This is a genomic window from Actinobacillus succinogenes 130Z (assembly GCF_000017245.1).
Classification (GTDB): domain Bacteria; phylum Pseudomonadota; class Gammaproteobacteria; order Enterobacterales; family Pasteurellaceae; genus Exercitatus; species Exercitatus succinogenes.
In genome coordinates this window covers 2,129,317-2,156,315 of sequence record NC_009655.1, presented here as the reverse complement: position 1 = coordinate 2,156,315, position 26,999 = coordinate 2,129,317, and the positions used below count along the sequence as shown (strand labels likewise).

The window sequence follows — 26,999 nt, the reverse complement described above, 5'->3', positions numbered from 1 at the left end:
AATAAGAAATCGGCAGACCCGTAATAAGTAGTTTATTTAATCCATCCTTGTTCACGGAAGTATTTTGCAGCACCTGGATGTAATTCAAATAAATTTGGATTCTTTGCGATCTCTTCTGGTTTCCAGAATTTTAATGGTGGATGCGCTTCTTTTAACTTTTGTTGACTTTCAACAAGTGCTTTCGTGATGTCATATACTGTTTCTTCTGGTACTTTTGCATTACTCACAAAAACAGTTGCGCTTACCGGATTTATATAATCTTTATCTTGCCCTTTGTAAGTACCGGCCGGCATAGTACCTGTAGGCAATCCGACTTTCGCTAATTTTTCAAGGACTGTCTCATCATACGGGATGTAAACCATATCATTAGTTAATGTAATTTCAGTCAAGTTAGGATGCATAGCTGGTACATTATCAATGTAGGCATCAATGGTATTATCTCGTAACATTTGACTTGCCTGCCCGCTGCTAATTTGGATAACTTTTCCTTGTTTTTTCATCGTTTCAAAATCTGTACCTAATGCTTTAAAAATAAAGTCTGCGATAATAGGAACTTGTGAACCGGTTGGTTTTGTTGCAATTACAACTTTATCAGCGTTAATCAGTTTTTCTAAAGTGTCATTACCAGTGCTCTCAACCCAACTTTTTCTTGCTACGATAATGGTATAAGCTTCTTGCATATTATCGAAAACAAGGCGTAAGTCTTTATTGGCTTTATTTTTATAAATCTCTGTCATGCCTTCTTTTGCCCATACAATGGCATTTGAGGTAGCAAATCCAAAGGTCGCTTTATTATCATTTACTACAACAGGGTTTGTCATACCACCACCGCGTGGAATAACCTTTACTTTATACTCGTTATTCGAATATTCAGGAACCAAACGGTTAAAAGTGGTTGCGTATGTGTACCAACCGTTACCTGGTGGTTGACTAATTACCGATGTTTCCATAGTTGCTTGCGCCATATTCGAAAAACACAGTGCTGCGATTGCAATTTTTAGTGTTTGATGTAATTTAACCATAATATAAATCCTCTGAATGTTAAGAAGGATGGGATACAAGAAGCATACTATAATAATGATTGTATTTAATCATTCGAGTTGAATGATAGCGTAATTTGAATTCATAAAATGTGATGAAGATCGCAAATATAGAAAAAATGATTAAATTCAATCATGGTGACGTAAAAAAATAGCAACTGAGAAGTCGCTATTCACATTATAGGAAGTTAAATTAGAAATTAGATGATTCTTTTATAAATTTCTATAATATCCGCTTTTGTCATAACTTTCGGATTATTATCAAGCAAACGTTTTACAGTTAAAGCCGAGTCAGCTAACTGACTTAACGTTTCTTCTGTAATACCGACTGCGTTTAAATCACATTTGATATTAAGATCGCGAATTAAGGCATAAAATTCTTCAATTAATTTTTCTGCCGCTTGACGTTGTGTACAATTTTGCACATCTAACCCCATTGCTTTTGCAATATTTGCAAATTTTTCTTCGCAAGCATCAAGATTGAATTTCATCACATCAGGCAATAAAATCGCATTTGATAAGCCATGTGGAATATGATATTTCCCGCCTAACGGATAAGAAAGTGCATGGATTGCAACTGTGCTGGATGTTGCAATTGATGCGCCGCCAAAATAAGAACCCAGCAACATATCTTCACGAGCTTGTAGATTTTTACCGTCTTTATATGCAGTGCGAATACTACGTCCGATTAATTCCACGGCTTTTAATGCGAAGGTATCACTGAACGGGCTCGCTTTTTTAGAAATATAGCATTCTACAGCGTGACAAAGTGCATCAATACCTGTATTGGCCGTAATATGAGGCGGTAAACCAATAGTCATTTGGGGATCTAGAATGACACAATTCGGTAGCATTTTTTCATCTACGATACCCACCTTTAATTCACGCTCAGGAATGAGTACGATTGAGTTTGGTGTTGCTTCCGAACCCGTACCGGATGTAGTCGGTACCATAACGGTTGGAATGCCACGGTTTTTGAATTTTGCTTTACCATCCACAACATCTTGTAATTCGACATCATTATTCAGCAAGATAGCAACTAATTTTGCGGTATCCATTGCACTACCGCCACCAATACCGATTACCATGTGAGCGTTAGTATTTTTGGCGTGTTGATAAATTTGATTAACTTGAGCTAATGGCGGTTCAGGCGGTGTATCACTGATTACTTGCACATTAATGCCTGCGTTTTCAAGAATGGTTTTAGGCTCATTAATTAAGCCAGCAGCGAAAACACCTGGGTCTGTAATAATAATGACATTTTCTGTGTTATAACTTTTTACAACATCTGCAATTTGCTGAATACTTCCAACACCACCAATTATTTTATTAGTATGAGATAAAGAATAAGTTGACATAAATTGTTACCAAGTGAATTTTTAATTAATCATATAATTTAAATACGTCTTGCAATGCTTGATCAATTACCGCATTTGCACAGTTTGAAGGCTCGCGAGCAGGTCCTACATTGTGACCACGTAATTGCACAGCACGTTTGACTACTGAATTTGGATTACCCATTTGCATAACGTTTCGGAATGCGCGGATTTTTTTCTGAGCTTCGTTGGCGTTTTTAAAATCCCCCTGTTTCCAGTATTCATAAATAGAGACCATGAGTTCAGGGAAAACATTTGAACAACCGCTAATTGCACCGGTACCGCCAGCAAGTAATGTCCAAAGGATTAATGAATCGCTACCCGCCATAACATTAATGTTAGTAACGGTATTTTCAATATATTTCAATGTGTTATCGAAATTTCCACTACTATCTTTGATACCGATAATATTGCTATTTTCTTCGGCAAGTTTTTTCACCGTTTTATAGTCAATATTATTACCTGAACGAGCCGGAATGTTGTACATCAAAATTGGTGCGTTGACATTTTGGGCAACGGAATTGAAGTGACGATATAAATCATCTTGATTAACAGAAACAAAGTATGGTGAAATCACTGAAAGTACATCTACTCCGAGATCTAATACTTTATTAGAGAATTCAATGGTTTCTTTCGTTGTAATGCAACCTGTGCCGGCATAAACCGGAACCCGACCGTTTACTGCTTCAATGGCAACTTTTATAATTTCCAATTTTTCGCTTTGACTGAAAGCATAGAATTCACCGTTAGTCCCCAATGGGAAAATACCATGAATACCGGCTTTAATGAGATAATCAATAAATTCTTTATAGGCTTCTGGATTAAATTTCTCGTTTTCATCTAATGCGGTGAGCACTGGGGCGACAACACCTTTGGGTTTAAACATAATAATCTCCTGATTAATTTATTGATTTTCATACTTAATGCTAGCCATTTTTGCGCCGAGGTATAACGCCTCGGTCATACTGCGGCTATCAGCAATACCTTGACCTGCAATCTGGAATGCGGTGCCGTGATCAACAGAAGTCCGGATAAACGGTAAACCGGTCGTAACGTTAACTCCGCTGTCGAAACCGATGAGTTTTAAAGGGATATGACCTTGATCGTGATACATCACCACAACCATATCAAATTCATCTAAATTAGCTGCACGGTGGAAGACGGTGTCCGGCGGAATAGGGCCGACAGCGTTTATACCTTTGGCTTGCGCTTCTTTTACGGCGGGAAGAATTTCTTCTTCATCTTCAGTGCCGAATAAACCGTGTTCGCCTGCGTGAGCATTGAAGCCGGCTACGGCAATGCGCGGTTCTTTGAAACCGAGCATTTTGGTGTATTCCTGAGCAAGTTCAATTACGGTTAACACACGTTCTTTTTTGATTAAATCGCAGGCTTGACGCATTGAAACGTGGGTAGTGACGTGAATTACATTTAATTTATCACTGGTCAACATCATGGAAAAATCTTTGGTATTGCTGAGCTGCGCTAAAATTTCGGTATGACCCGGAAACATTTTACCGCCCGCATGTAAGGCCTCTTTGTTCAAAGGGGCGGTCACAATGGCATGAATTTTTCCTTTTAAGGTTAAATCAACGGCACGTTCAATAAATTCATAAGCGGCTTTGCCGGCTCGGGCATCGACTTTTGAGAAGGGTAAATCCGCAGGTAAATTATCTAAATCAATGACATCGATATAACCGAATTCACTTTGATAATGGTCAATATCTTCCACTTTCCGTAATTTGAGAGACGATTTCACGATAGGCAATGCCCGCTGCATGATTTTTAAATCACCGATAACAACAGGATGAGCCAAATCATAAATCCGTTTATCCGCCAGTGCTTTAATAATCACTTCAGGACCGATACCTGCGCCATCGCCCATAGTGACACCTAAAATTGGTTTCATTGAAAACTCCTTAATTCTCTATAAAATCAATGACTTTTGATAAATTTTCGGTCTGAACCGAAGCCCGGGTAGTTTACTATGCTGATTTTTTCTGAAAACTTCGCCAAGTGCGGTCCGATTTTGTATTAGTTTTTGATTTAATACGATTACGACATTTCCCGCACCTTCCGTACTATCGGTTTTGATGAAAATATGATGATTTTGAGTATTTTCAATCGCTACCGCTCGGATAGGGTATTCGCGAATTATAATTTCCGCATTTCCCCCGAAGACATCCGTAAATATCTCCTTTAACCAATTGTACGCCGGGACATTTGCAGCGGTGAACTTATCGGGGAGAATTAAAACCGCCGTTTTATTTTTCGTTATCTTGTAATTACGGTAGAGTATATCGTTTATTTTCGGAATAAATTGTGATCTGCGTCACAAATTAATGATTTTTTTAAATCTTATGATTTTATTTAATCACTTCGTGCGGGGCAAAGTACATACGTAATTTGTGTAATGCTGCTTTTTACAGAGACTGCAAATTTAAAATATGAATCGGGGGTTCTCCGCAAACGGCGGAAATTAACCCTAGTCAATTTGGTTGTAAGCTTGTAGAATAACCGGCTAATTTAATCTATTACGTTCTTAATGAATTCAGAAAATGACACAGAAATTACATATTAAAACCTGGGGCTGTCAAATGAACGAGTACGACAGCGCCAAAATCGCCGATTTGTTGCTCAGCACCCACGGCTTGGAATTGACGGAAGAGGCGGAACAGGCGGACGTGTTGCTGTTGAATACCTGTTCGATTCGTGAAAAAGCGCAGGAAAAAGTGTTTTCCCAGTTGGGGCGTTGGAAAACCTGGAAAAACGAAAAACCGGGTTTAATCATCGGCGTGGGCGGTTGCGTCGCGTCCCAGGAAGGCGAACATATTCGTGAACGAGCCCCGTTCGTAGATATTATTTTCGGACCGCAAACTTTGCATCGTTTGCCCGAGATGATTAACCAGATTCGAGGCGGAAAAAGTTCGGTGGTGGACGTCAGTTTCCCGGAAATCGAAAAATTCGATTGTCTGCCCGAGCCGAAAGCGGAAGGTCCGACGGCATTCGTTTCGATTATGGAAGGTTGTAACAAATACTGTACTTATTGTGTGGTGCCTTATACCCGTGGTGAAGAAGTCAGCCGTCCGTTGGATGATGTGTTGTTTGAGGTAGCGCAGTTGGCGGATCAGGGCGTACGCGAAATCAATTTGCTGGGGCAAAATGTAAACGCTTATCGCGGTCCGACTCATGACGGCGGTATTTGTACGTTTGCCGAATTGTTGCGTTTGGTGGCATCCATCGACGGCATTGACCGTTTGCGCTTTACTACCAGTCATCCGATTGAATTTACCGACGATATTATCGATGTGTATGCGGATACGCCGGAATTGGTGAGTTTTTTGCATTTGCCGGTACAGTCGGGGGCCGATCGTATTTTAACCATGATGAAACGCGGTCATACGGCGTTGGAATATAAATCCATTATCCGCAAATTACGTAAAGTGCGTCCGGATATTCAAATCAGTTCGGATTTTATCGTCGGCTTCCCGGGGGAAACCAATGAAGAATTCGAACAAACTATGAATTTGATTGCCGATGTGAATTTCGATATGAGTTTCAGTTTTGTGTATTCCGCCCGTCCGGGAACGCCGGCGGCGGATATGCCGGATGATGTCAGTGAAGAAGAGAAAAAACAGCGTTTATATCTGCTTCAGCAACGGATTAACAATCAGGCGGCGAAATTCAGCCGTGCCATGCTTGGTACCGAACAACGCGTGTTAGTGGAAGGACCGTCCAAGAAAGATATTATGGAATTGACCGGTCGCACGGAAAATAACCGTATTGTGAATTTCAAAGGTACGCCGGATATGATTGGTAAATTCGTGGATATTCAAATCACCGATGTGTTTACCAATTCCCTGCGCGGCGATGTGATTCGTACCGAAGATGAAATGGGGTTACGCGTAGAACAGTCGCCGCAATCCGTTATCCGACGTACCCGCAAAGAAGACGAATTGGGTGTCGGAAAATACGTCGCTTAATCTTTTTCATAAAAAAATATGGTATTTTTGACCGCACTTTACCTAAAGCGCGGTCATTTTTTATGGTAATTTGTTATAAAACATAGCAAAGCATTATTTCTTATTCGTATTAGACCTGCGTATAATGGCTTAATCGGAATTTTAACGAATAGTTATAATGAACTGGCAATATATTGGGGACGCCGTCCCGAGATTTATCGATGCGACCTTACTGACGCTGCATTTATCCCTTTGGAGCATTATTTTGTCGATTATTGTCGGCATGCTGTGCGCGGTCGCGCTTGTCCATAAAATCCGCGGATTACAATGGATGGTGAAAGCCTATATTGAACTTTCACGCAATACGCCGTTGCTGATTCAGGTATTTTTCCTTTATTTCGGTTTATCCAAAATCGGTATCAGACTGGACGGTTTCACCTGCGGGATTATCGGCTTGGCTTTTTTGGGCGGCAGTTATATGGCGGAAGCTTTTCGCGCCGGTTTAGAAGCGGTTTCCAAAGGGCAAATCGAAAGCGCACTGAGTTTGGGATTAACCCCGCAGCAAGCTTTTCGTTATGTGATTTTTCCGCAAGCGTTTGCGATTTCAACGCCGGCTATCGGTGCCAACTGTCTATTTCTTATGAAAGAAACTTCGGTTATCAGTGCTATTGCGGTGGCGGAATTGATGTTTTTGGCGAAAGATATTATCGGCATGGATTACAAAACCAACGAAGCGTTGTTTTTACTGGTGATATTTTATTTGATTATTCTGCTGCCGGTTTCCGTTTATATCCGTTATTTGGAACGTCGTTTACGCCGCGCAAAATATGGAGCATAACATGGGATTAGGCATTCTTTTTCAGGGCGCGAATTTCGAGCGGCTGCTCGGCGGACTGGGCGTGACGGCGGAGATCGCTTTCGTGTCGGTTTTCTTTGCCTGTATTCTCGGCGTGTTATTAGGCATGCTGATGACCGCTCATAACAAAATTATCCGTTTTCTGTGTCAGTTTTATTTGGAAGTGGTGCGGATTATTCCGTTGTTGGTGCTGCTGTTTTTAGTCTATTTCGGTTTTGCCAAATGGTTTAATGTACATCTGGACGGCGTTTTGGTGTGCATTGTGGTGTTTGTATTTTGGGGGACGGCGGAAATGGGCGATTTGGTTCGCGGGGCGCTGACCTCCATTGAAAAACATCAGATTGAAGCGTCTTATGCATTGGGTTTAACCAAAATGCAGACGTTCATTTATATTTTGTTGCCGCAAAGCCTGAAACGGGTGACGCCGGGCGCTATCAACCTGTTCACCCGCATGGTGAAAACCAGTTCGTTGGCGATGTTGATCGGTGTTTTGGAGGTCATTAAAGTCGGGCAGCAGATTATTGAAACCTCGTTATTTACGGATCCGTCGGCGGCATTGTGGATTTACGGCGTGATTTTCGCCCTGTATTTTATAATTTGTTATCCGTTATCGTTGTTTTCAAAATATTTGGAAAGCCGTTGGGAAAATTAAAGATTATGGCATTGCTTGAAATTAAAAAATTAGTCAAAAATTACGGCGCAGTGACCGCACTTAACGGCATTGATTTATCCGTAAGAAAAGGTGAAGTCGTGGTGATTTTAGGACCTTCCGGTTGCGGCAAAAGCACTTTATTACGTTGCATTAACGGGTTAGAGGAAATCCAAAGCGGCGAATTGACACTGCAGAACTACGGCAAACTGGGTAAAGATATTTCCTGGGTGGACGCGCGTCAGCATATCGGCATGGTGTTTCAGAGTTATGAACTGTTTTCCCATATGTCGGTAATCGACAACATTTTACTCGGTCCGATGAAAGTACAAAAACGTAAACGGGAAGATGTGGAAAAACAGGCGGACGAATTACTGAAACGGGTGGGTTTGTATGATCGCAAAAACGCTTATCCGCGCGAATTGTCCGGCGGACAAAAACAACGTATCGCCATTGTACGTTCGTTGTGTATGAATCCGGAGATCATGCTGTTCGACGAAGTCACCGCAGCGCTGGATCCTGAAATGGTACGCGAAGTGCTGGATGTGATTTTGGGTTTGGCGAAAGAGGGCATGACCATGCTGATTGTGACCCACGAAATGGGTTTTGCCCGTCAAGTGGCGGATCGCGTTGTGTTTATGGATAAAGGCGAGATTATCGAACAGGAAATCCCGAAATACTTTTTCACCAATCCGAGAACGGATCGGGCTAAGGCATTTCTGAACATTTTAAATTATGAATCAAGAGGAACGGATTATGAACAAAACATTTAAAAAACTGACCGCACTTTTCGCTTCGCTATTATTGGCTGCGGGCGTGACGGCCTGTAATGATCAGAGCGATAGTAAATCGGCAAACGGTGATGCGGCGAAAACTTCCGCCGTAGAACGCATTAAACAAGCGGATAAAATCCGTATCGGCGTATTCAGCGATAAACCGCCTTTCGGTTATGTAGATAAAGACGGTAAAAATCAGGGATTTGACGTGGAGATCGCCAAAGCTTTAACCAAAGATTTATTAGGTGATGAAAACAAAGTGGAATTCGTACTGGTGGAAGCGGCGAACCGTGCGGAATATTTGCTCTCTAATAAAATAGACATTACTTTGGCAAATTTCACGGTGACGCCGGCCCGACAGGAAGTGGTAGCTTTCGCCGAACCTTATATGAAAGTAGCGTTGGGCGTGGTTTCCAAAGACGGTGCGGTGATAACCGACGTGAAACAGCTGGAAGGCAAAACTCTGTTAGTGAATAAAGGTACTACCGCAGATGCTTATTTCAGCAAAAATTTCCCGCAAATCAAATTGTTGAAATTCGAACAAAACACTGAAACGTTTGAAGCGCTGCGCGACGGTCGCGGCGACGCGCTTGCCCACGATAACGCTTTATTGTTCGCATGGGCGAAAGAAAATCCGGGCTTTACCGTCGGTGTGAAAGAACTGGGTGACCTTGACTTTATTGCCGGAGCGGTGCGCAAAGAAGACAAAGATTTATTGGAATGGTTAAATGCCGAAATGGAAAAACTGGGTAAAGAAGGCGTACTGCAACAGGCGTACGATAAAGTATTAGCGCCGGTTTACGGCGACAGTATTAAAGCTTCCGATATTGTGGTCGAATATAAATAATTGATCTTAAAAGTAAAAAGTGCGGTTAAATTTAACCGCACTTTTTAACTGTAGCGAAATAGCCTAATCGGTGATAAAGTACGGACATTTGTACAGTTATCGCATTTTGCGTTAAGTCTGTTTAACATGGAAGGATATTTATGAATTTACGGCATATTATTAAACAAAATCATCTTGAATTGTTATTCCAACAGGGGTCTTTCGGGCTGGAAAAAGAGAGCCAGCGCGTCCGTCACGACGGTTCGGTGGTGACATCCGCCCACCCGAAGGCTTTCGGTAACCGCTCTTTTCATCCGTATATACAAACGGATTTTGCCGAAAGCCAGCTTGAATTGATTACACCGCCGAATAAGAAACTGGAAGATACGTTTCGTTGGCTGCAAACTATCCATGAAGTGGTATGGCGAACCTTGCCGGAAGACGAATTCATCTTTCCCCTGAGCATGCCTGCGGGTTTGCCGCCGGAAAAAGACATTAAAGTCGCCCAACTGGATAATTCTGTTGATGTGGCATACCGCGAACATTTAGTGAAATCTTACGGTGCCTACAAGCAAATGGTAAGCGGAATTCATTATAATTTTCAGCTTGATCCCGCGTTGATTGAGGCCTTATTCAAGGCACAGAGCGATTGTCGAAGTGCGGTGGAATTTCAGAACAGTTTATATCTGAAAATGGCAAAAAATTTCCTGCGCTATCAATGGATTCTGTTGTATTTGTTATCCGCTACTCCGACGGTGGACGCCAATTACTTCAGAGAGGGAACAGCGCTGAAACCGAATCAATATGTGCGCAGCCTGCGTTCCAGTCAATACGGGTATGTCAATGCGCCTGAAATCGTGGTGTCTTTCGACAGCATTCCCCAATATGTGGAAACCCTTGAGCACTGGGTGAATTCGGGCAAATTGATTGCGGAAAAAGAATTTTATTCCAATGTACGTTTGCGCGGGGCGAAAAAAGCCCGCGAATTTTTGCATACGGGGATCCAATATCTGGAATTCCGTTTATTCGATTTAAATCCGTTCGAACCGTACGGCATGAGCTTACATGATGCGCAATTTATCCACTATTTTATCCTGTTGATGATTTGGCTGGATGAAACGGCGGATCAAGCCGGCGTAGAATTAGGAAAAGCGCGTTTGCTGGAAGTCGCGTTTGAAGACCCGCGTCAGGAAACCGTTTATCGCGACGAAGGCGAACGGATTTTGAATGCTTTAATTACCATGTTAAAAGACCTCGGCACAGATGAAAATGCGGTGAAAAGCGCACAGGAAAAACTGAGCCAGTTTGCTTATCCGGAACGAACGCTGTGCGCCCGGTTGGTTGCCGCCATCGAACAAGCCGGCGGCTATCAAAAACTGGGGGCGGAATTGGCGCAGCGTAATAAAGCGCAGGCTTTCGAACGTTTTTACGCCCTGACCGCTTTCGATAATATGGAATTGTCTACGCAGGCTTTAATGTTTGATGCGATTCAAAAAGGGTTACAAATGGAAATTCTGGATGAAAACGATCAGTTTCTGCGTCTGCAATTCGGCGAGCATTTCGAATACGTGAAAAACGGCAACATGACAAGCCGCGACAGCTACATTTCGCCGCTTATTATGGAAAATAAAGTGGTGACTAAAAAAGTATTGGATAAAGCCGGATTCAACGTACCGAAAAGTCTGGAATTCACTACCCTTGAACAAGCGGTGGCAAGTTACAGCCTGTTTGAAGGGCGCGCTGTGGTGATTAAACCGAAATCCACCAATTACGGCTTAGGCATCACCATTTTTCAACAGGGCGTGCATGATCGCGACGATTTCGCCAAAGCCGTTGAAATCGCGTTCCGTGAAGATAAAGAAGTGATGGTGGAAGATTATTTGAGCGGTACGGAATACCGGTTTTTCGTGTTGGGCGATGAAACCCTTGCGGTATTGCTGCGCGTGCCGGCGAATGTCGTGGGTGACGGTGTACGCACGGTGGCGGAACTGGTTGCGGCGAAAAACGATCATCCGTTACGTGGCGACGGCAGCCGTACTCCGCTGAAAAAAATCACGTTAGGCGAGATTGAACGGTTGCAGCTTAAAGAGCAAGGTTTGACCGTCGACAGCGTGCCGGCCGAAGGGCTGCTTGTACAACTTCGGGCAAACTCTAATATCAGCACCGGCGGCGATAGTATCGACATGACGGATGAAATGCATCCGAGCTATAAAGCGCTTGCCGTAGACATTACCAAAGCCATGGGGGCGGCGGTTTGCGGTGTGGATCTTATTATTCCGGATTTGAATAAGCCGGCGGAAAACCGCTTATCGTCTTGGGGAGTTATCGAAGCTAATTTCAATCCGATGATGATGATGCACATTTTCCCATATCAAGGAAAATCCAGACGTTTGACGCAGAATGTGATTAAGATGCTGTTTCCGGAATTATTAAATGCATGACGAAGAACGCTAGATAAAATTAGAGCCCCGTCTGAGATGCCTGAGCGAAGAAAAGCATCGAAGTCGGGGTGTGCTTTCTTTTGCCTACTTTGCTTTGCATAAGCAAAGAAAAGTAGGTCGCCCATCGGGCGAAACTCGATTTTAAAATTAAGTAGGAAGAGATTTTGCATACCAAATATAAACAAGAATTTACTCTAGAACCCACCGATAATGCACGGCTTCAATCACTTTGCGGTGCGTTCGACGATAATCTTAAGTTGATTGAAAAAGAATTTAATCTTGAAATTTCCCGACGGGATTTTCATTTCAGTATTCAATCGCATGATGAACAGCCGAAGTCCCACCATGAGAAATTGATTAAAAGCGCGGTTAAATTAATTCGGGATTTGTATGTGGAAACCGCGCCGATTAAGGGCAAGATCAAGGAATTGGATTTGGAAGACGTTCATATAGCGATTCAGGAAAGCCGCATGCTGAAACAAGTGGAAACGGGTGAACGGTCGGAAAGTAAAGTGTATAGCACAACCATTAAAACCAAACGCGGATTAATTAAGCCGCGCGGTAAAAATCAGATCGAATATCTGCATAATATTTTAACGCACGACATCAGTTTCGGTATCGGACCGGCGGGAACGGGAAAGACTTTTCTCGCCGTGGCGGCAGCGGTAGAAGCCTTAGAACGTCAGGAAATCCGTCGTATTCTGTTAACCCGCCCGGCGGTGGAAGCAGGAGAAAAATTAGGTTTCTTACCGGGCGATTTGGGTTCTAAAATCGAACCTTATCTGCGTCCGTTATATGATGCGTTATTTGAAATGCTGGGTTTCGAACGGGTGGAAAAACTGATGGAACGTAACGTAATAGAAATTGCCCCTCTTGCCTATATGCGCGGGCGCACGTTAAACGATAGTTTTATTATTCTCGATGAAAGCCAAAACACCACGGTAGAACAAATGAAAATGTTTCTCACCCGTATCGGTTTTAATTCCAAAGCGGTGATCACCGGCGACGTAACCCAAGTGGACTTACCGCGCAGCCAGAAATCGGGTTTGAAACATGCCGTCGAAGTGTTGTCCGACGTCGCCGAACTCAGTTTTAATTATTTCGACAGCCAAGACATCGTTCGCCATCCGGTGGTTGCCAAAGTGGTGCAAGCCTATGAAAAATGGGAAGCGGAAGACGAAGTACGTAAGCGGAAGCTTGTCGAGCAGCGAAAATTAGAAAAGGATAAAGAAAATGATATATTTTAATAAACCTAAAAAAATAAATTGGGATTTGAAGTCAGTAAAATCTGACTATAAAGCGAAGATATATTGTTCTGGCAGTGAAATGTGGCAATTTTCTAATGCGGCAGCCGTAGAGGTTTTAATTGTTGATCAGTAAAGTTCTTTAGTTACATTTGATTTTTCTAAACGAGAAGATGAGAAAGGTATTTTAGATCCAAATCTTGAACCGAATTCCGGGGTGAAAGTTTATACCGAAAGATTTGATATCGTTACTTTTCCTTTTCTTTTGATTATTTAGTTGATGTTGTTGAGAGAATCATGATGAAGGGCGTGATTATTGATTTACAAATTGTTAGTGAAGACCAAACTAATTTACCGACTCCCGAACAATTTACTCAATGGGCGACGGCGGCCGTGCGGGCGGAAGCGCTTGAACCGGAAATCACCATTCGTATTGTGGACGAAGCGGAAAGTCACGATTTGAATCTGACTTATCGCGGCAAAGATCGTCCGACCAATGTGTTGTCGTTTCCGTTTGAATGTCCCGAGGAAGTGGAATTGCCGCTGCTCGGCGATTTGGTCATTTGCCGTCAGGTTGTGGAACGGGAAGCGGAACAACAGGGCAAGCCGTTACCGGCGCACTGGGCGCACATGGTGGTGCATGGCTGTTTGCATTTGCTCGGTTATGATCACATTGAAGACGATGAAGCCGTTGAAATGGAAAGTCTGGAAACGCAGATTATGACGGAACTAGGCTTTGAAGACCCGTATTCTTACGATGAAATATGATGATGTTGTCACGCCGTCTAACCTTAAAATTCGACCAAACTCCGCCGCACTTTCCCTCCGATTTAAAGGAAAGTGCGGTCGTTTTATCGACTGAAAATTTCAGTAAAGCCAAAAATTTGCTGGGACAGGAGTTTGATTGGATTTTGTATGACGGCAGAGCCGCATTGAATTTGGACGCTTTAGCCATTGCCGTCGGCACATTAAAAGCCGGCGGAGAGCTGGTTTTATGGTTAGACAAAACTCAGCGGATTGATTTGGACAGTCGGCGTTGGTCCGGTGCGGAACAAGGGATTGAGACCCCGAACTTTTATCGTCATTTTTATCATTTACTTGCACAATATAACCGGAATGAATTACAGACGTCCTGCACCGATCACCACGTAGAACGGGATTTATGCGATATTCCCGGACAGGTAACGGTTCAACAAGAAAAAATCATTAACCGAATTTTGCGGCAAAAATCCGATTTGTATATCATTACCGCTAAACGCGGACGCGGGAAATCCGCCTTGGCAGGAATGTTGCTCAATCGAATCGGGCATAAATGTTACGTGACGGCGCCGAATAGAAGTGCGGTCAAAATTTTGCAGGATTTTGCGGACGAAAGGTTGGATTTTATCGCACCGGATGATCTCATTCGACAAATCAACGCGAATTTTAACCGGTTCGCCGAAGATTGGTTGGTCATCGATGAAGCGGCGATGATACCTTTATCGTCGTTATTTCAACTGGTTTCAACGTTTAAACATATCGTTATTACCACCACCATTCACAGTTACGAAGGCACGGGACGGGGGTTTTTACTGAAATTCCTGACAAATCTTCACCGCACTTTTCAGCATTTTCAGTTAACCCGTCCTATGCGTTGGCGGGAAGATGACAAGCTGGAACCTTTTATCGACGAATTGCTATTGCTGGAATGTGAAGATAACCTTGTTCAGCCGGATTTTTCGATGCAAAGTGCGGTGAAAATCCGACAAGTTTTTCAGCCGGAAATTGTTGACCGAATCCGGGATTTTTACGGTTTGCTGACTTTGGCGCATTACCGCACTTCGCCGTCTGATTTGCGTCGCTTGTTTGATGCGCCGAAACAGCAATTCTGGCTGGCGGAAACGGATTCCGCTTTGTTGGGCGGCGTGTGGCTGGTGGAAGAAGGCTTGCGGGATGAAACCTTAATTCGGGATGTTTGCGCCGGATTACGTCGGCCTAAAGGAAATTTAGCGGTGCAGAAATTGGCCCATCATCAGAATGTTCCCGAATTTCTTACGCTGAAATCGTTGAGGATTTCCCGTATTGCGGTACAACCTGATTGGCAACGGCACGGATTGGGGCGGCAGTTAGTTGCGGGCTTATTACAACATGCGAATGCGGATTTTGTTTCCGTCAGTTTTGGCTACACGCCGGAATTGGCGTATTTCTGGCAAAAGTGCGGTTTTATTTTAGTGTATATCGGGGAAAGCCGGGAGGCGAGCAGCGGTTGTTATTCAGCGATTATGCTGCAAGGAATATCTGCCGTCGGCATAGAATTGGTTCGGCGTGCGGAGTCGGATTTTAAGCGTAATTTTCCGCTCGGTTTTCACCCGTTGCGTAAGCTTTTTGATTTTCCGTACTGCTGGCGATATACCCTTCAGGATGAAGTTTCGCTGAAAAATTTTGCGGAAAATCACCGCACTTTAGCGGCGACGGTTCCGGCAATCCGGCGTAAAATGACATCGCTCGATTGGCGGGATTATCCGGTTTTGAATGATTTCTGCCGGACGGGGAAAGCGGATACCACCGGCTGGGGCGGTAAGAAAAACTGGCTTACCCAATGCCGCAGTGAAGTGAAAAAAATGTTGAATTCCGATTGATTCATTCATAATATAAATCAGCAGTCGGCACGGGAGGCGAAGATGAGCGAACAAAAACAGTCAAAAAACTGGTTTAAGTCTTTACTGGATAAATATAATCGATTTTGCCGCGAATCCGGTTTGGATTCGGGAGCCTGCCGCAGTTGTACGCCGATCGTTAAAACCGATGAGCAGGGAAATATTGTCAAAACCCCGGCGAAACCATCCGAATAAATGGAACTGGATCACATTTTTTGTTTTTTCTGTTTAAAGATCATTAAAATCTCATTTACTTCTTTTTAACCTCTTCATACAATACGCGTGGTTTTTATTTCTCTCTACTATCTAAGGATATTCGTATGTTGTGGTTTTTTATCTGCGTGACGATTTTACTTCTGGGTTATTTCCTTTACAGTAAAGTTGTCGAAAAAATTTTTGTGATTAATCCGGCACGTAAAACACCCGCCTATTCTATGGGCGACGGTGTGGACTATGTGCCGATGTCAAAAAATAAAATCTGGCTGATTCAGTTATTGAATATTGCTGGTACGGGGCCGATTTTCGGTCCGATTTTGGGTGCGTTATACGGGCCTTCCGCTATGCTTTGGATTGTCTTCGGTTGCGTATTTGGCGGTGCGGTACACGATTATTTCAGCGGTATGCTGAGTATTCGCAACGGCGGTGCCAATATTCCTTTCTTGGCGGGGAAATATCTCGGGCGCCCGGCAAAACATTTTATGAATTTCATTGCGATTTTACTGCTTTTGTTGGTTGGAGTGGTATTCGTGGCGAGCCCGGCCTCGCTGTTAACCAATATCACCGGTGATATCATGAATTCCGGCGGTGTCGGTGCGGCGGCGGTAAGTGATGCGAGCGGCGTAAGCAATACCAATACTCTGATGATGTGGACGGGAATTATCTTCGTTTATTACATCATTGCCACATTGGTGCCGATCGATAAAATTATCGGTCGGGTTTACCCGATTTTCGGCGCTTTATTGATGTTTATGACATTGGGTATGTTATTCGGTTTATTATTCGAAGGTATTCCGTTCTTCCGTACCATTACGGCGGAACTGGGCCATGAGGTTACTTTGGCGGATTTCCTTGCCAACTTACATCCGAAAGAGGGGACGCCGCTTTGGCCGTTATTATTCGTCACCATTGCCTGCGGTGCGGTTTCAGGTTTCCATGCGACCCAATCTCCGTTAATGGCACGTTGTACGCAAAACGAAAAAGAAGGTCGTTTCATTTTCTATGGCGCAATGATCGGTGAAGGTATAATCGCGTTAATTTGGTGTATGGTGGGTCTAAGTTTCTACGATGATCAGGCTTCATTGCTTGAGGCTTTAAAAGGTACACCGTCTAAAGTGGTCTATGATTCGGCCATAGGTATGCTTGGCGTATTCGGCGGTATCTTGGCGGTATTAGGTGTGGTGGTATTGCCGATTACCTCCGGCGATACCGCGTTTCGTGCGGCACGTTTGTTAATTGCGGATTTTTTCAAATTTGAGCAACGTTCGTTAATAAAACGTTTGGTCATTGCGATTCCGTTATTTATTATCGGTTTCTGGGTATCCACCGTGGACTTCCAAGTGTTATGGCGTTATTTCGGCTGGGCTAACCAAACGACGGCGATGGTGATGTTATGGACCGCATCCGCTTACTTGTTCCGTCATCAAAAATTCCATTGGATTACGACGATTCCGGCCATCTTTATGACTTTGGTTTGTGCAACCTATATTGCCAATGCTCAAATCGGTTTCGGTTTGTCTTATGACGTATCCGTTTGGGTCGGTATCGCAGCCACTATTGTTGCGTTGATTTCTTTCTTTGTATTCTTAAAACCGATTCCTAAAGATCAACAGGAAAACGATTAATCTCATAAAATTTCTCTGAAATTGACCGCACTTTATGCAAATAAAGTGCGGTTTTTTTATCCGTAGTTTTTTTGCGGATTTTTCTTTTCCCGTATTAATTGCTTGCAACTTCATCAATCAATCTATAGAATGGCAAATAAGTGGTAAAAAGTGGCGTTTTGTGGAGATATTTGGATCTTATCTCCAGGCTCTGCGTAAAAGATTAACAGGTGAGATTTTCGAGGTATCCATGTTTCGTGGCGCTTCAGCGATAAATTTAGATGCAAAGGGACGTTTAGCGATCCCGACGCGTTATCGCCCGGAAATCTTGGAGCAAAACCAAGGGCAATTGGTTTGTACCGTGGATATTCGCCAGCCTTGCTTACTGCTTTACCCTTTATCCGAATGGGAAATGATTGAACAAAAGTTGTTATCACTGGCAAATTTTGATCCTGCCTTGCGCAGCTTACAGCGTGTCATGTTGGGGTATGCCACCGAATGTGCGCTTGACGGTGCGGGTCGGATTTTGTTGAGTGAACCGTTACGCCAGCGGGCAAAATTAGAAAAAAATATCATGTTGGTGGGACAACTTAATAAATTTGAAATTTGGTCGGAGTCCGAATGGAACGCCCAAATCGAACAGGACATGGTTTTAGGATCCAGCTCAGAATTCGCTTTGTCCGACGCATTAAAAACGCTGTCATTATAAATTCAACAACAGCGGCACTAGCAAACTAGCATAATGGCTAGATAAAAAAGATAAACGGCGAGTCATCGCCGATTTATCTCATCTGACGTTCATTAATATGTTCGTTATTTAATTTTTAAAATTTATTCTATTTTTGGTTTATTATGAGCGAGCGCAATACTTTTTCTCATCCTGAACATACTACTGTTTTACTTCATGAAGCAGTGCAGGGTTTGGCGTTGAAAGAACAAGGTATTTATATTGACGGCACCTTCGGGCGCGGCGGTCATTCGCGCTTAATCCTTTCCCGGCTTTCTCCGAACGGACGTCTTATCGCCGTTGATCGCGATCCCCTCGCTATTGTCGAAGCGGAAAAAATTCAAGATCCGCGTTTCCAAATTGAACACAACAGTTTTTCCGCTATTCCTGAAATTTGTGCAAAGTACGGTTTAACCGGCAAAGTTGACGGGATTTTACTCGACCTCGGTGTTTCCTCCCCTCAGTTGGATGATGCACAACGCGGTTTCAGCTTTATGAAGGACGGCCCGTTGGATATGCGCATGGATACCACAAAAGGGCTGTCCGCGTCGGAATGGCTGGCGCAAGTTAGCGAACGGGATTTAGCTTGGGTACTTAAAACGTTCGGTGAAGAACGTTTCGCTAAACGTATTGCCGCAGCGATTGTGAATTACAACAAAAGTGCGGTGGAAAAGAACGAAGAAATTCTTAATCGTACTTTACAGCTGGCGGAACTGATTTCCAGCGCCGTTCCTTTCAAAGACAAACATAAACACCCGGCAACCCGTACTTTTCAGGCAATCCGCATCTTCCTTAATTCGGAATTAGACGAACTGGAAAGTGTTCTGCAATCGGCGCTTACCGTTCTTGCCCCGCAGGGGCGTTTATCCGTTATCAGTTTTCATTCGCTGGAAGACCGGATGGTGAAACATTTCATGCGTAAACAAAGTCGGGGAGAGGATATTCCGAAAGGTTTACCGTTGCGTGAAGAGCAAATTCAGCGTAACCGCACACTGAAAACCATCGGCAAAGCCATTCAACCGAGCGAACGGGAAATTGCCGTGAATCCCCGTTCACGCAGTGCGGTATTAAGAATAGCGGAGAAATTGTAATGTCGGATCAACCGTTATTAAACAGTGAACGTTATCCGTTGCAGGATTTAATTATTCAAGACTTATGCGAATTAAATAAAACCGTTGTCGCATTGATTTTAGCGATAACTTGTACGGCCGTCAGTACTGTGTGGATCACCCATCAAACACGTATGCTGGTGGCGGAAAAAGGCGAATTAGTGTTTGAAAAACAAGCACTTGAAAACGAGTTTGTTAACTTAAAACTGGAAGAAACTACACTAAGCGATAACACCCGCATTGAAGCGATTTCGACGGTGAAACTAGGAATGAAACGTGTAGAGCCTGAACAAGAAGTGGTGATTTTAGAGTAATGGTCAAATTTAATTCAACACGCCAACGCGCTAACCCTAAAAAAGCGGTGAAAAAACCGATAGTTTCTTCATCTGCGGGTGGCGGCGCCAAATTAAATAAACCCAAAGTAACGTATGAAAAGAGTTTCTTAAAAGCGCGCTATCTTTGGGTGGTGGGGTTCGTTTGTTTCGGGTTGTTTGCATTAATCGCCCGTGCGGCTTTCGTGCAAACGATCAATGTGGAAACCTTCAGTAATGAAGCGGATAAACGTTCGTTGCGTACATTAACCATTGAATCGGCCCGCGGTTCGATTTTAGACCGCAACGGACAAATGCTTTCCGTAAGCGTACCGATGCATGCGATTACCATCGATCCGAAAGTTATTTTAGACGAAAATTCCTTGCAGGATCGTGAACGCTGGACTGCTTTGGCGGACAGTTTAGGTCTGCGTTATAAAGATATTGCAGCAAAAATTCAGTCTAAACCCCGTTCTCGCTTTGAATATCTAGCCCGTCAGGTATCACCGAGCGTAGCCGAATACGTGAAAAAATTAAAAATTCGCGGCGTGATGTTAGTGAACGATTTCCGTCGTTTTTATCCGCGGGCGGAAGAAACCGCACATTTAATCGGTTTTACCGATGTAGACAATAAAGGTATCGAAGGCATCGAAAAAAGCTTCAATTCTTTATTACTGGGCAAAGCCGGTTCGCGCACTTATCGGAAAGATAAGCGCGGTAAAATCGTTGAAGAAATCGCCGATATAAAAAAATACGAAGCGCATAATGTGACATTGAGTATTGATGAAAAACTGCAATCTATGGTTTATCGCGAAATTAAACGCGCGGTCGCGGAAAATAACGCGACATCAGGTACCGCCGTGTTAGTTGATGTGCGTACGGGAGAAGTGTTAGCGATGGTTAACGCACCTTCCTACAACCCGAACAAACGCAGAGGCGTATCGGAAGATTTAATGCGGAATAAAGCCGTAACCGACACTTTTGAACCGGGTTCTACGGTAAAACCTTTCGTAGTTTTGACCGCACTTCAACGCGGTGCGGTACGACGTGATGAAATAATCAATACCGGGCCGTTGGTTTTAAACGGGCACCAAATTCGCGACGTTGCACCGCGCAATCAGCAAACTTTAGACGAAATCCTGGAAAATTCATCAAACCGCGGGGTGAGCCGGCTGGCATTGCGTATGCCTCCGTCAGCGTTAATGGAAACCTATCAAAATGCAGGATTGGGCAAATCGACGAATTTAGGTCTAGGCGGTGAACAGGCGGGTTATTTGAATGCTCACCGCAAACGTTGGGCGGATATTGAGCGCGCAAATGTAGCGTACGGTTACGGTATTAACGCAACACCGTTGCAAATTGCACGCGCTTATGTCACTTTAGGCAGTTTCGGTATTTACCGTCCGTTATCGATTACCAAAGTTGATCCGCCGGTTATCGGTAATCGCGTATTTTCGGAAAAGATTACCCGTGATGTAGTCGGCATGATGGAAAAAGTGGCGGTGAAGAATAAACGCGCCATGGTAGAAGGTTACCGCGTCGCGATTAAAACCGGTACGGCGAAAAAACTGGAAAAAGGCCGTTACGTGGATAAATACATGGCATATACCGCCGGACTTGCACCGGCGACGGATCCGCGTTTCGCTTTGGTGATTTTAATCGATGATCCGAAAGCCGGACAATATTACGGCGGTGCCGTGTCCGCACCGGTATTCTCCAGCATTATGGGTTATGCTTTAAGAGCCTATAATATTACACCGGATGCCGAACCTACCGGTCAAAATGCGAAAATCACAAGACGTGTGATACGCTTAAGTCAACAGTCTAAAGTGGATTCGCAATCGTCAACCCAACAACAGAATTAGTAAAAACGATGAAAAATTTGACCGCACTTTTGGGGCTTAACAGCCCCGAATTAGATGGTATTCGATTTACAGAAATGTGTTTAGACAGCCGCTCAGTTAAGACTGGCTGTCTTTTCGTTGCAATAAAAGGTCACAATGTCGACGGCAGACGTTTTATTCCCGTCGCAATCGAGCGCCACGCCGCCGCAGTATTGGCGGAATGCGATAATGAAAGCGAACATTTGCAAGTGCGTTTCGAACGCAATATTCCCGTTATTTCCTATTTCAACCTTCCCGAACATCTATCGGAAATCGCCGATAAATTTTATGACGGCCCGTCTCAACGTTTGATATTAACCGGCGTCACCGGTACGAACGGCAAAACCACCGTTTCTCAGTTATTGGCGCAATGGGCGCGGATTTTAGGCAACATACCCGCCGTAATGGGAACCGTCGGCAACGGTTTGTTAGGACAGCTGCAGTCCGCCGCCAACACGACGGGTTCGGCGATTGAAGTGCAATCTTCATTAGCCCGCTTTATCGAACAAGGTGCGGATTTTGCCGCGATTGAAGTGTCATCGCACGGATTGGTACAAAAACGCATTGAAGCATTAAAATTTACAGCGGTTATTTTTACCAATTTAAGTCGTGATCATCTGGATTATCACGGCAGTATGACGGCTTATGCGGACGCCAAAAAGCGGTTGTTTACCGCATTGCCGTCAAAATATCAAATTATTAATGCGGACGATGAAGTCGGTCGGACTTGGTTGCAGGAATTACCGCGTGCTGTAGCGGTTAGTTGTAACCCCGATTTTCAGCCTCAGCAAAAAAACTGGCTGAAAGCGACCGCACTTTCCTTCACCGGTGACGGTGCCGAGATTAAATTTGCTTCCAGCTGGGGCGACGGTGTGTTGGCAAGCCGGCTAATCGGTGCTTTTAATGTGAGCAACTTATTGTTGGTGTTGGCAACATTGCTGTGTTTGGGGTATCCTTTGCAGACTTTGATACGTACGGTTTCGCAACTTCGCGGGGTTTGCGGACGGATGGAAATGCTCAAAGCGGTACATAAGCCAACGGTAATTGTGGATTATGCCCATACGCCGGATGCTTTGGAAAAAGCTTTGCAAGCCGCACGTACTCATTGTCGAGGTAAACTATGGTGCATTTTCGGTTGCGGCGGCGAACGTGATAACGGCAAGCGTCCGATGATGGCGCAAATAGCCGAAAGTCTTGCCGATCGGGTTATTGTCACTGACGACAACCCGCGAACGGAAGATCCGGAAAAAATTGTGGCGGATATTACGGCCGGATTCGCCCGTTTAAAAAACGTGCAAATTATTCACGCCCGGGAAGCGGCTATTTGCGCGGCGATTCAAAGTGCGGCGGAAAATGATGTTATTTTAATTGCCGGTAAAGGCCATGAAGATTATCAAATCGTCGGAAAAGAAAAACGTTATTTTTCCGATCAGGAAACAGCGAAGAAATATTTATAAATGATTAGTTTACAGACAAAAAAACTGGCTGAAATTTTAAACGGCAGATTAATTGGCGATGAAACGGTAACCGTGGAGACGGTGAGTACGGATAGCCGGCGAGTGACTCAAAACGGTTTGTTTTTTGCTTTAAAAGGCGAAAAATTTGATGCCCATGATTATTTAGTGTCTGCGGTAGAGCAGGGAAATACGGCGGTTGTGGTAGAACATGCCTGCGAGGTTAATGTGCCGCAAATTGTGGTCGCCGATACCCGTTTGGCGTTAGGACATTTGGCTCAATGGCTGAAATCGGAGCTGAATCCATTAACCGTCGCGATAACCGGGTCTTCGGGTAAAACCACGGTAAAAGAGATGACCGCATCGATTTTGCAACAAACGGCACGGAAAAGTGCGGTCAAAAATACAGAAGTTTTTTTTACCGGCTCAAATCATGGGAAAGCGAATTTTGCGGACGCCGTTTTGTTTACGCAGGGAAATTTCAACAATGACATCGGAGTGCCGTTAACCTTACTTCGTCTGCAGCCCGAACACCGCTTTGCCGTGATCGAATTGGGCGCGAATCATGCCGGTGAAATTGATTATACGACGAAATTAGTGCGTCCTGACGTAGCCTTGATTAACAATGTTGCGGCGGCGCATTTGGAAGGTTTCGGTTCGCTGGACGGCGTGGCGCGGGCGAAAGGGGAGATTTACCGGGGATTGTCCGAAGACGGCATTGCCGTTGTGAATTCGGATTGTCACTACCTGTCGTTATGGGACAAAGAAATCGCCGGACATCGAATGCAGTCCTTTTCCGCTACGAACCCGGAGGCGGATTATTGGGCGGAGAACATTCGGATGACGGAATCCGGATCCGCTTTTACATTACACAGCCCTGACGGTTCGATTGATATCAGTCTGCCGTATTTAGGCGCACATAATATCGACAATGCCTTAGCGGCAACGGCTTTAGCTATGAATGTCGGTGCCGAATTGTGCGACGTGAAAGCCGGCTTGGAACAGCGTTCGCCGGTGAAAGGGCGGTTGTTTCCTATTGAACCGTGTAACAATCTATTATTGTTGGACGATACCTATAACGCCAATGTAGATTCTTTGAAATCGGCAATTGGCGTGCTAAAAAATTATGAAGCATTTCGTATTTTAGCTGTGGGGGACATGGCGGAATTAGGGGAAAACAGTCGGGAATGTCACCGGCAAGTGGCGAATTACGCTAAAAGTGCGAATTTGGATTGCGTTGCCTGTTTCGGAGCGGAAACCGCTGTGATTGCCCAAGCTTGTAACGGCACTCATTTTACCGATAAAACCGTTATGGCGAATTATCTCGCTGCCGTTATTGATGAAAAACTTAAAAATAATCAACGGGTTGTGTTGTTGGCAAAAGGATCTCGCAGTCAAAAAATGGAAGATGTGATTGCAATTTTAAAGCGAAAATTTGAAGGATAATCAAAAATGTTAGTCTGGCTAGCTTCTTTTTTAGAGCAGTATTTTAGTAGTTTTCATGTGATTTCTTATTTAACGGTACGCGCTGTTTTATCATTGTTAACCGCTTTGCTGTTGTCGTTATGGATCGGCCCGAAAATGATCCTTCGCCTTCAGATTTTCAAATTCGGTCAGGAAGTGCGTAATGACGGGCCGGAGAGCCATTTTCAGAAACGCGGTACGCCGACTATGGGCGGAATCATGATTCTTGCGACGATTACCGCCAGTTCTTTGCTGTGGGGCGATTTGTCCAATCCGTATATCTGGTGTAGTTTATTTGTATTATTGGGATATGGCGCTATCGGTTTTGTGGATGATTACCGTAAAATCAAGTATAAAAATACCGACGGTTTGATTGCACGCTGGAAATATTTTTGGTTATCCGTAGTGGCGTTTATTGCCGTATTTACTATGTATATGATCGGTAAGGATACTGATGCGACGCGTTTGGTGGTACCTTTCTTTAAGGACATTATGCCGCAACTGGGATTGTTTTATATAGTGTTGGCTTATTTTGTGATTGTCGGTACCAGTAATGCCGTGAATTTAACCGACGGTCTGGACGGTTTGGCGATTATGCCGACGGTTTTTGTTGCCGGTGCATTTGCGATTATCGCTTGGGCGACCGGAAACGTCGAAATCTCCAAATATCTTTATATTCCTTATGTCAGTTATACTTCCGAATTGGTGATTTTTTGTACCGCTATTGTCGGCGCCGGTTTAGGATTTCTGTGGTTTAATACTTATCCGGCGCAAGTTTTTATGGGTGATGTCGGTTCGCTGGCATTGGGCGGTGCGTTAGGCGTCATTGCCGTATTGGTTCGTCAGGAATTTCTATTGGTGATCATGGGCGGCGTATTCGTCATGGAAACCGTATCGGTTATTCTGCAGGTGGGATCCTACAAATTACGCAAAAAACGTATTTTCCGCATGGCGCCGATTCATCATCACTACGAGCTGAAAGGCTGGCCGGAACCGCGCGTGATTATCCGTTTTTGGATTATCTCGTTAATGTTGGTATTGCTTGGGTTGGTTACGCTTAAACTTCGTTGATTCCGGGTTAAGTTAAAACATTGTTAGGTATTCCCATATGGCAGAATATAAAAATAAAAAAATCACCGTTATCGGGCTGGGTAAAACAGGATTATCCTGCGTGGATTTTTTGTTGAAAAAACAAGCGGATGTGCGCGTTATTGATACCCGTACGAATCCTGCGGGTGCGGATCAACTGCATCCTAACGTTCCTTTACATAAGGGAAATTTGAATCAGGACTGGCTGAACGATAGCGATATGATTGTTATCAGTCCCGGTTTGGCGGTAAAAACACCGGAAATTCAGACCGCACTTTCCGCCGGTATCGAAGTTGTCGGCGATATAGAATTATTTTGCCGTGAAGCCAATATCCAAGCTAAGCCCGTGGTAGCGATTACCGGTTCCAACGGCAAAAGTACCGTTACGACGTTGGTGGCGGAAATGGCGAAAGCGGACGGTTTACGTGCGGGTATGGGCGGCAATATCGGTATTCCTGCCTTGTCTTTATTGGACGCGGAATATGATTTGTATGTACTTGAATTATCCAGTTTCCAGTTGGAAACCACATTCGGCTTGCGGGCAAGGGCGGCAACGGTATTAAATGTTACGGAAGATCACATGAACCGTTATGCGGATTTGGAAGATTACCGTCAGGCAAAACTGAAAATTTATGCGAATGCGGAAACCGCTGTGATTAATGCGGAAGATTCGCTGACCCAAGATAACAAACAGCGCGCAAAACGTCAGTTCAGTTTCGGTGAAAGTCATGCGGATTATTGGCTGAAAACGGAAAACGGCAAACAATACTTAATGGCAGGGCGGGAAGTGGTTTTACCGTGCGATGAAGTGAAGATTTCCGGTCGGCATAATTATATGAACGCGTTAGCGTCGATTGCGCTGGCACAGGCCGTCGGCGTGAAAACCCACGGAATTCGGACCGCACTTCGTACTTTTACCGGTTTGGATCACCGTTTTCAATTAGCCCATTTAGCCAACGGCGTGCGCTGGATTAACGATTCTAAAGCGACCAATGTAGGCAGTACCGTAGCGGCGTTAACCGGTTTATATTTAGAAGGCAATTTACATTTATTGTTGGGCGGTGACGGCAAAGGTGCGGATTTCAGCGAGTTGGAAAAATTAGTTAATAAACCTGAAATTTTCTGTTACTGTTTCGGGCAGGACGGTGCGGCATTAGCGAAATTGTCTGCTCGAAGTCAGTTGTTTGAAACCATGGAACAAGCGGTTAATGCGTTACGCCCTGCGTTAAAATCCGGGGATATGGTATTGTTATCGCCTGCTTGTGCCAGCTTGGATCAATTTGCTTCATTTGAAAAACGCGGGGATGAATTTACTCGTTTAGCTAAATTATAGGATTAG

At 44.1% G+C, this 26,999-nt stretch carries 23 protein-coding genes; 19 read left to right on the top strand and 4 right to left on the bottom strand.

Features of this window, described 5'->3' with window-relative positions; all coding sequences use genetic code 11:
* Window positions 1-32: 32 nt before the first annotated feature.
* The 4 genes from ASUC_RS10120 to pdxA all read right to left on the bottom strand — a co-directional run bounded on the left by ASUC_RS10120 (window position 33) and on the right by pdxA (window position 4,322).
* Window positions 33-1,022: a TAXI family TRAP transporter solute-binding subunit gene (locus tag ASUC_RS10120; protein ID WP_012073681.1), complete on the bottom strand. Its 990-nt coding sequence runs from the start codon at window positions 1,020-1,022 to the stop codon at window positions 33-35.
* Between the two features lie 218 nt (window positions 1,023-1,240).
* Window positions 1,241-2,398 carry an iron-containing alcohol dehydrogenase gene (locus ASUC_RS10115; RefSeq protein ID WP_012073680.1) on the bottom strand — a complete coding sequence of 386 codons (1,158 nt, stop codon included), beginning with the start codon at window positions 2,396-2,398 and terminating at the stop codon, window positions 1,241-1,243.
* Between the two features lie 25 nt (window positions 2,399-2,423).
* On the bottom strand, window positions 2,424-3,302 hold the full coding sequence (gene dapA, locus ASUC_RS10110) for a 4-hydroxy-tetrahydrodipicolinate synthase (RefSeq protein ID WP_012073679.1): 879 nt from the start codon (window positions 3,300-3,302) through the stop codon (window positions 2,424-2,426).
* 18 nt (window positions 3,303-3,320) lie between these two features.
* On the bottom strand, window positions 3,321-4,322 hold the full coding sequence (gene pdxA, locus ASUC_RS10105) for a 4-hydroxythreonine-4-phosphate dehydrogenase PdxA (protein ID WP_012073678.1): 1,002 nt from the start codon (window positions 4,320-4,322) through the stop codon (window positions 3,321-3,323).
* Window positions 4,323-4,971: 649 nt separating this feature from the next.
* On the opposite strand from pdxA, the gene miaB reads away from it, so the two are divergent.
* From miaB to murD, 19 genes are all read left to right on the top strand, one after another.
* Window positions 4,972-6,396 (top strand): tRNA (N6-isopentenyl adenosine(37)-C2)-methylthiotransferase MiaB, encoded by a 1,425-nt coding sequence (gene miaB / locus ASUC_RS10100; protein WP_012073677.1) that lies wholly within the window; start codon window positions 4,972-4,974, stop codon window positions 6,394-6,396.
* A gap of 157 nt (window positions 6,397-6,553) precedes the next feature.
* Window positions 6,554-7,213 (top strand): amino acid ABC transporter permease, encoded by a 660-nt coding sequence (locus ASUC_RS10095; RefSeq protein ID WP_012073676.1) that lies wholly within the window; start codon window positions 6,554-6,556, stop codon window positions 7,211-7,213.
* A gap of 1 nt (window position 7,214) precedes the next feature.
* Window positions 7,215-7,883 carry an amino acid ABC transporter permease gene (locus ASUC_RS10090; protein WP_012073675.1) on the top strand — a complete coding sequence of 223 codons (669 nt, stop codon included), beginning with the start codon at window positions 7,215-7,217 and terminating at the stop codon, window positions 7,881-7,883.
* A 5-nt stretch (window positions 7,884-7,888) separates the two neighbouring features.
* On the top strand, window positions 7,889-8,653 hold the full coding sequence (locus tag ASUC_RS10085) for an amino acid ABC transporter ATP-binding protein (RefSeq protein WP_012073674.1): 765 nt from the start codon (window positions 7,889-7,891) through the stop codon (window positions 8,651-8,653).
* Complete coding sequence (locus ASUC_RS10080; RefSeq protein WP_012073673.1) at window positions 8,637-9,503, top strand: cysteine ABC transporter substrate-binding protein; 867 nt, start codon at window positions 8,637-8,639, stop codon at window positions 9,501-9,503. The genes ASUC_RS10085 and ASUC_RS10080 overlap by 17 nt, the downstream gene beginning before the upstream one ends.
* Window positions 9,504-9,643: 140 nt before the next feature.
* A complete protein-coding gene (gshAB, locus tag ASUC_RS10075) occupies window positions 9,644-11,923 on the top strand; it encodes a bifunctional glutamate--cysteine ligase GshA/glutathione synthetase GshB (protein ID WP_012073672.1) in 2,280 nt (759 codons plus the stop codon).
* Window positions 11,924-12,087: 164 nt separating this feature from the next.
* On the top strand, window positions 12,088-13,170 hold the full coding sequence (locus tag ASUC_RS10070; protein WP_012073671.1) for a PhoH family protein: 1,083 nt from the start codon (window positions 12,088-12,090) through the stop codon (window positions 13,168-13,170).
* 297 nt (window positions 13,171-13,467) lie between these two features.
* Entirely contained in the window at window positions 13,468-13,935 is a 468-nt protein-coding gene (ybeY, locus tag ASUC_RS10065) for an rRNA maturation RNase YbeY (protein ID WP_041834670.1), read from the top strand.
* A complete protein-coding gene (locus ASUC_RS10060) occupies window positions 13,932-15,785 on the top strand; it encodes a tRNA(Met) cytidine acetyltransferase TmcA (protein WP_012073669.1) in 1,854 nt (617 codons plus the stop codon). Before ybeY ends, ASUC_RS10060 begins: the two co-directional genes overlap by 4 nt.
* A 42-nt stretch (window positions 15,786-15,827) precedes the next feature.
* Complete coding sequence (locus ASUC_RS11315; protein ID WP_012073668.1) at window positions 15,828-15,998, top strand: DUF5363 domain-containing protein; 171 nt, start codon at window positions 15,828-15,830, stop codon at window positions 15,996-15,998.
* 125 nt (window positions 15,999-16,123) lie between these two features.
* Window positions 16,124-17,644: a carbon starvation CstA family protein gene (locus tag ASUC_RS10055; protein WP_012073667.1), complete on the top strand. Its 1,521-nt coding sequence runs from the start codon at window positions 16,124-16,126 to the stop codon at window positions 17,642-17,644.
* A 229-nt stretch (window positions 17,645-17,873) separates the two neighbouring features.
* Complete coding sequence (mraZ, locus tag ASUC_RS10050) at window positions 17,874-18,332, top strand: division/cell wall cluster transcriptional repressor MraZ (RefSeq protein ID WP_012073666.1); 459 nt, start codon at window positions 17,874-17,876, stop codon at window positions 18,330-18,332.
* Window positions 18,333-18,475: 143 nt separating this feature from the next.
* Window positions 18,476-19,441, top strand: coding sequence for a 16S rRNA (cytosine(1402)-N(4))-methyltransferase RsmH (gene rsmH, locus ASUC_RS10045; protein ID WP_012073665.1), 966 nt, complete (start codon window positions 18,476-18,478; stop codon window positions 19,439-19,441).
* Window positions 19,441-19,773, top strand: a complete 333-nt coding sequence (ftsL, locus tag ASUC_RS10040) for a cell division protein FtsL (protein ID WP_012073664.1) — start codon at window positions 19,441-19,443, stop codon at window positions 19,771-19,773. The genes rsmH and ftsL overlap by 1 nt, the downstream gene beginning before the upstream one ends.
* Complete coding sequence (ftsI, locus tag ASUC_RS10035) at window positions 19,773-21,635, top strand: peptidoglycan glycosyltransferase FtsI (RefSeq protein WP_012073663.1); 1,863 nt, start codon at window positions 19,773-19,775, stop codon at window positions 21,633-21,635. The genes ftsL and ftsI overlap by 1 nt, the downstream gene beginning before the upstream one ends.
* A gap of 8 nt (window positions 21,636-21,643) precedes the next feature.
* Window positions 21,644-23,110, top strand: a complete 1,467-nt coding sequence (gene murE, locus ASUC_RS10030) for a UDP-N-acetylmuramoyl-L-alanyl-D-glutamate--2,6-diaminopimelate ligase (protein WP_012073662.1) — start codon at window positions 21,644-21,646, stop codon at window positions 23,108-23,110.
* Window positions 23,111-24,553 (top strand): UDP-N-acetylmuramoyl-tripeptide--D-alanyl-D-alanine ligase, encoded by a 1,443-nt coding sequence (locus tag ASUC_RS10025; protein ID WP_012073661.1) that lies wholly within the window; start codon window positions 23,111-23,113, stop codon window positions 24,551-24,553.
* Window positions 24,554-24,559: 6 nt separating this feature from the next.
* Window positions 24,560-25,642: a phospho-N-acetylmuramoyl-pentapeptide-transferase gene (gene mraY, locus ASUC_RS10020; RefSeq protein ID WP_012073660.1), complete on the top strand. Its 1,083-nt coding sequence runs from the start codon at window positions 24,560-24,562 to the stop codon at window positions 25,640-25,642.
* 37 nt (window positions 25,643-25,679) lie between these two features.
* Window positions 25,680-26,993 (top strand): UDP-N-acetylmuramoyl-L-alanine--D-glutamate ligase, encoded by a 1,314-nt coding sequence (gene murD / locus ASUC_RS10015; RefSeq protein WP_012073659.1) that lies wholly within the window; start codon window positions 25,680-25,682, stop codon window positions 26,991-26,993.
* Window positions 26,994-26,999: the final 6 nt, after the last annotated feature.

What these genes read in the sequence shown, in the direction of transcription:
- ASUC_RS10120 (WP_012073681.1), bottom strand. Translation starts at nt 1,022, where the DNA reads ATGGTTAAATTACATCAAACACTAAAAATTGCAATCGCAGCACTGTGT.
- ASUC_RS10115 (WP_012073680.1), bottom strand. Translation starts at nt 2,398, where the DNA reads ATGTCAACTTATTCTTTATCTCATACTAATAAAATAATTGGTGGTGTT.
- dapA (WP_012073679.1), bottom strand. Translation starts at nt 3,302, where the DNA reads ATGTTTAAACCCAAAGGTGTTGTCGCCCCAGTGCTCACCGCATTAGAT.
- pdxA (WP_012073678.1), bottom strand. Translation starts at nt 4,322, where the DNA reads ATGAAACCAATTTTAGGTGTCACTATGGGCGATGGCGCAGGTATCGGT.
- miaB (WP_012073677.1), top strand. Translation starts at nt 4,972, where the DNA reads ATGACACAGAAATTACATATTAAAACCTGGGGCTGTCAAATGAACGAG.
- ASUC_RS10095 (WP_012073676.1), top strand. Translation starts at nt 6,554, where the DNA reads ATGAACTGGCAATATATTGGGGACGCCGTCCCGAGATTTATCGATGCG.
- ASUC_RS10090 (WP_012073675.1), top strand. Translation starts at nt 7,215, where the DNA reads ATGGGATTAGGCATTCTTTTTCAGGGCGCGAATTTCGAGCGGCTGCTC.
- ASUC_RS10085 (WP_012073674.1), top strand. Translation starts at nt 7,889, where the DNA reads ATGGCATTGCTTGAAATTAAAAAATTAGTCAAAAATTACGGCGCAGTG.
- ASUC_RS10080 (WP_012073673.1), top strand. Translation starts at nt 8,637, where the DNA reads ATGAACAAAACATTTAAAAAACTGACCGCACTTTTCGCTTCGCTATTA.
- gshAB (WP_012073672.1), top strand. Translation starts at nt 9,644, where the DNA reads ATGAATTTACGGCATATTATTAAACAAAATCATCTTGAATTGTTATTC.
- ybeY (WP_041834670.1), top strand. Translation starts at nt 13,468, where the DNA reads ATGAAGGGCGTGATTATTGATTTACAAATTGTTAGTGAAGACCAAACT.
- ASUC_RS10060 (WP_012073669.1), top strand. Translation starts at nt 13,932, where the DNA reads ATGATGATGTTGTCACGCCGTCTAACCTTAAAATTCGACCAAACTCCG.
- ASUC_RS11315 (WP_012073668.1), top strand. Translation starts at nt 15,828, where the DNA reads ATGAGCGAACAAAAACAGTCAAAAAACTGGTTTAAGTCTTTACTGGAT.
- ASUC_RS10055 (WP_012073667.1), top strand. Translation starts at nt 16,124, where the DNA reads ATGTTGTGGTTTTTTATCTGCGTGACGATTTTACTTCTGGGTTATTTC.
- mraZ (WP_012073666.1), top strand. Translation starts at nt 17,874, where the DNA reads ATGTTTCGTGGCGCTTCAGCGATAAATTTAGATGCAAAGGGACGTTTA.
- rsmH (WP_012073665.1), top strand. Translation starts at nt 18,476, where the DNA reads ATGAGCGAGCGCAATACTTTTTCTCATCCTGAACATACTACTGTTTTA.
- ftsL (WP_012073664.1), top strand. Translation starts at nt 19,441, where the DNA reads ATGTCGGATCAACCGTTATTAAACAGTGAACGTTATCCGTTGCAGGAT.
- ftsI (WP_012073663.1), top strand. Translation starts at nt 19,773, where the DNA reads ATGGTCAAATTTAATTCAACACGCCAACGCGCTAACCCTAAAAAAGCG.
- murE (WP_012073662.1), top strand. Translation starts at nt 21,644, where the DNA reads ATGAAAAATTTGACCGCACTTTTGGGGCTTAACAGCCCCGAATTAGAT.
- ASUC_RS10025 (WP_012073661.1), top strand. Translation starts at nt 23,111, where the DNA reads ATGATTAGTTTACAGACAAAAAAACTGGCTGAAATTTTAAACGGCAGA.
- mraY (WP_012073660.1), top strand. Translation starts at nt 24,560, where the DNA reads ATGTTAGTCTGGCTAGCTTCTTTTTTAGAGCAGTATTTTAGTAGTTTT.
- murD (WP_012073659.1), top strand. Translation starts at nt 25,680, where the DNA reads ATGGCAGAATATAAAAATAAAAAAATCACCGTTATCGGGCTGGGTAAA.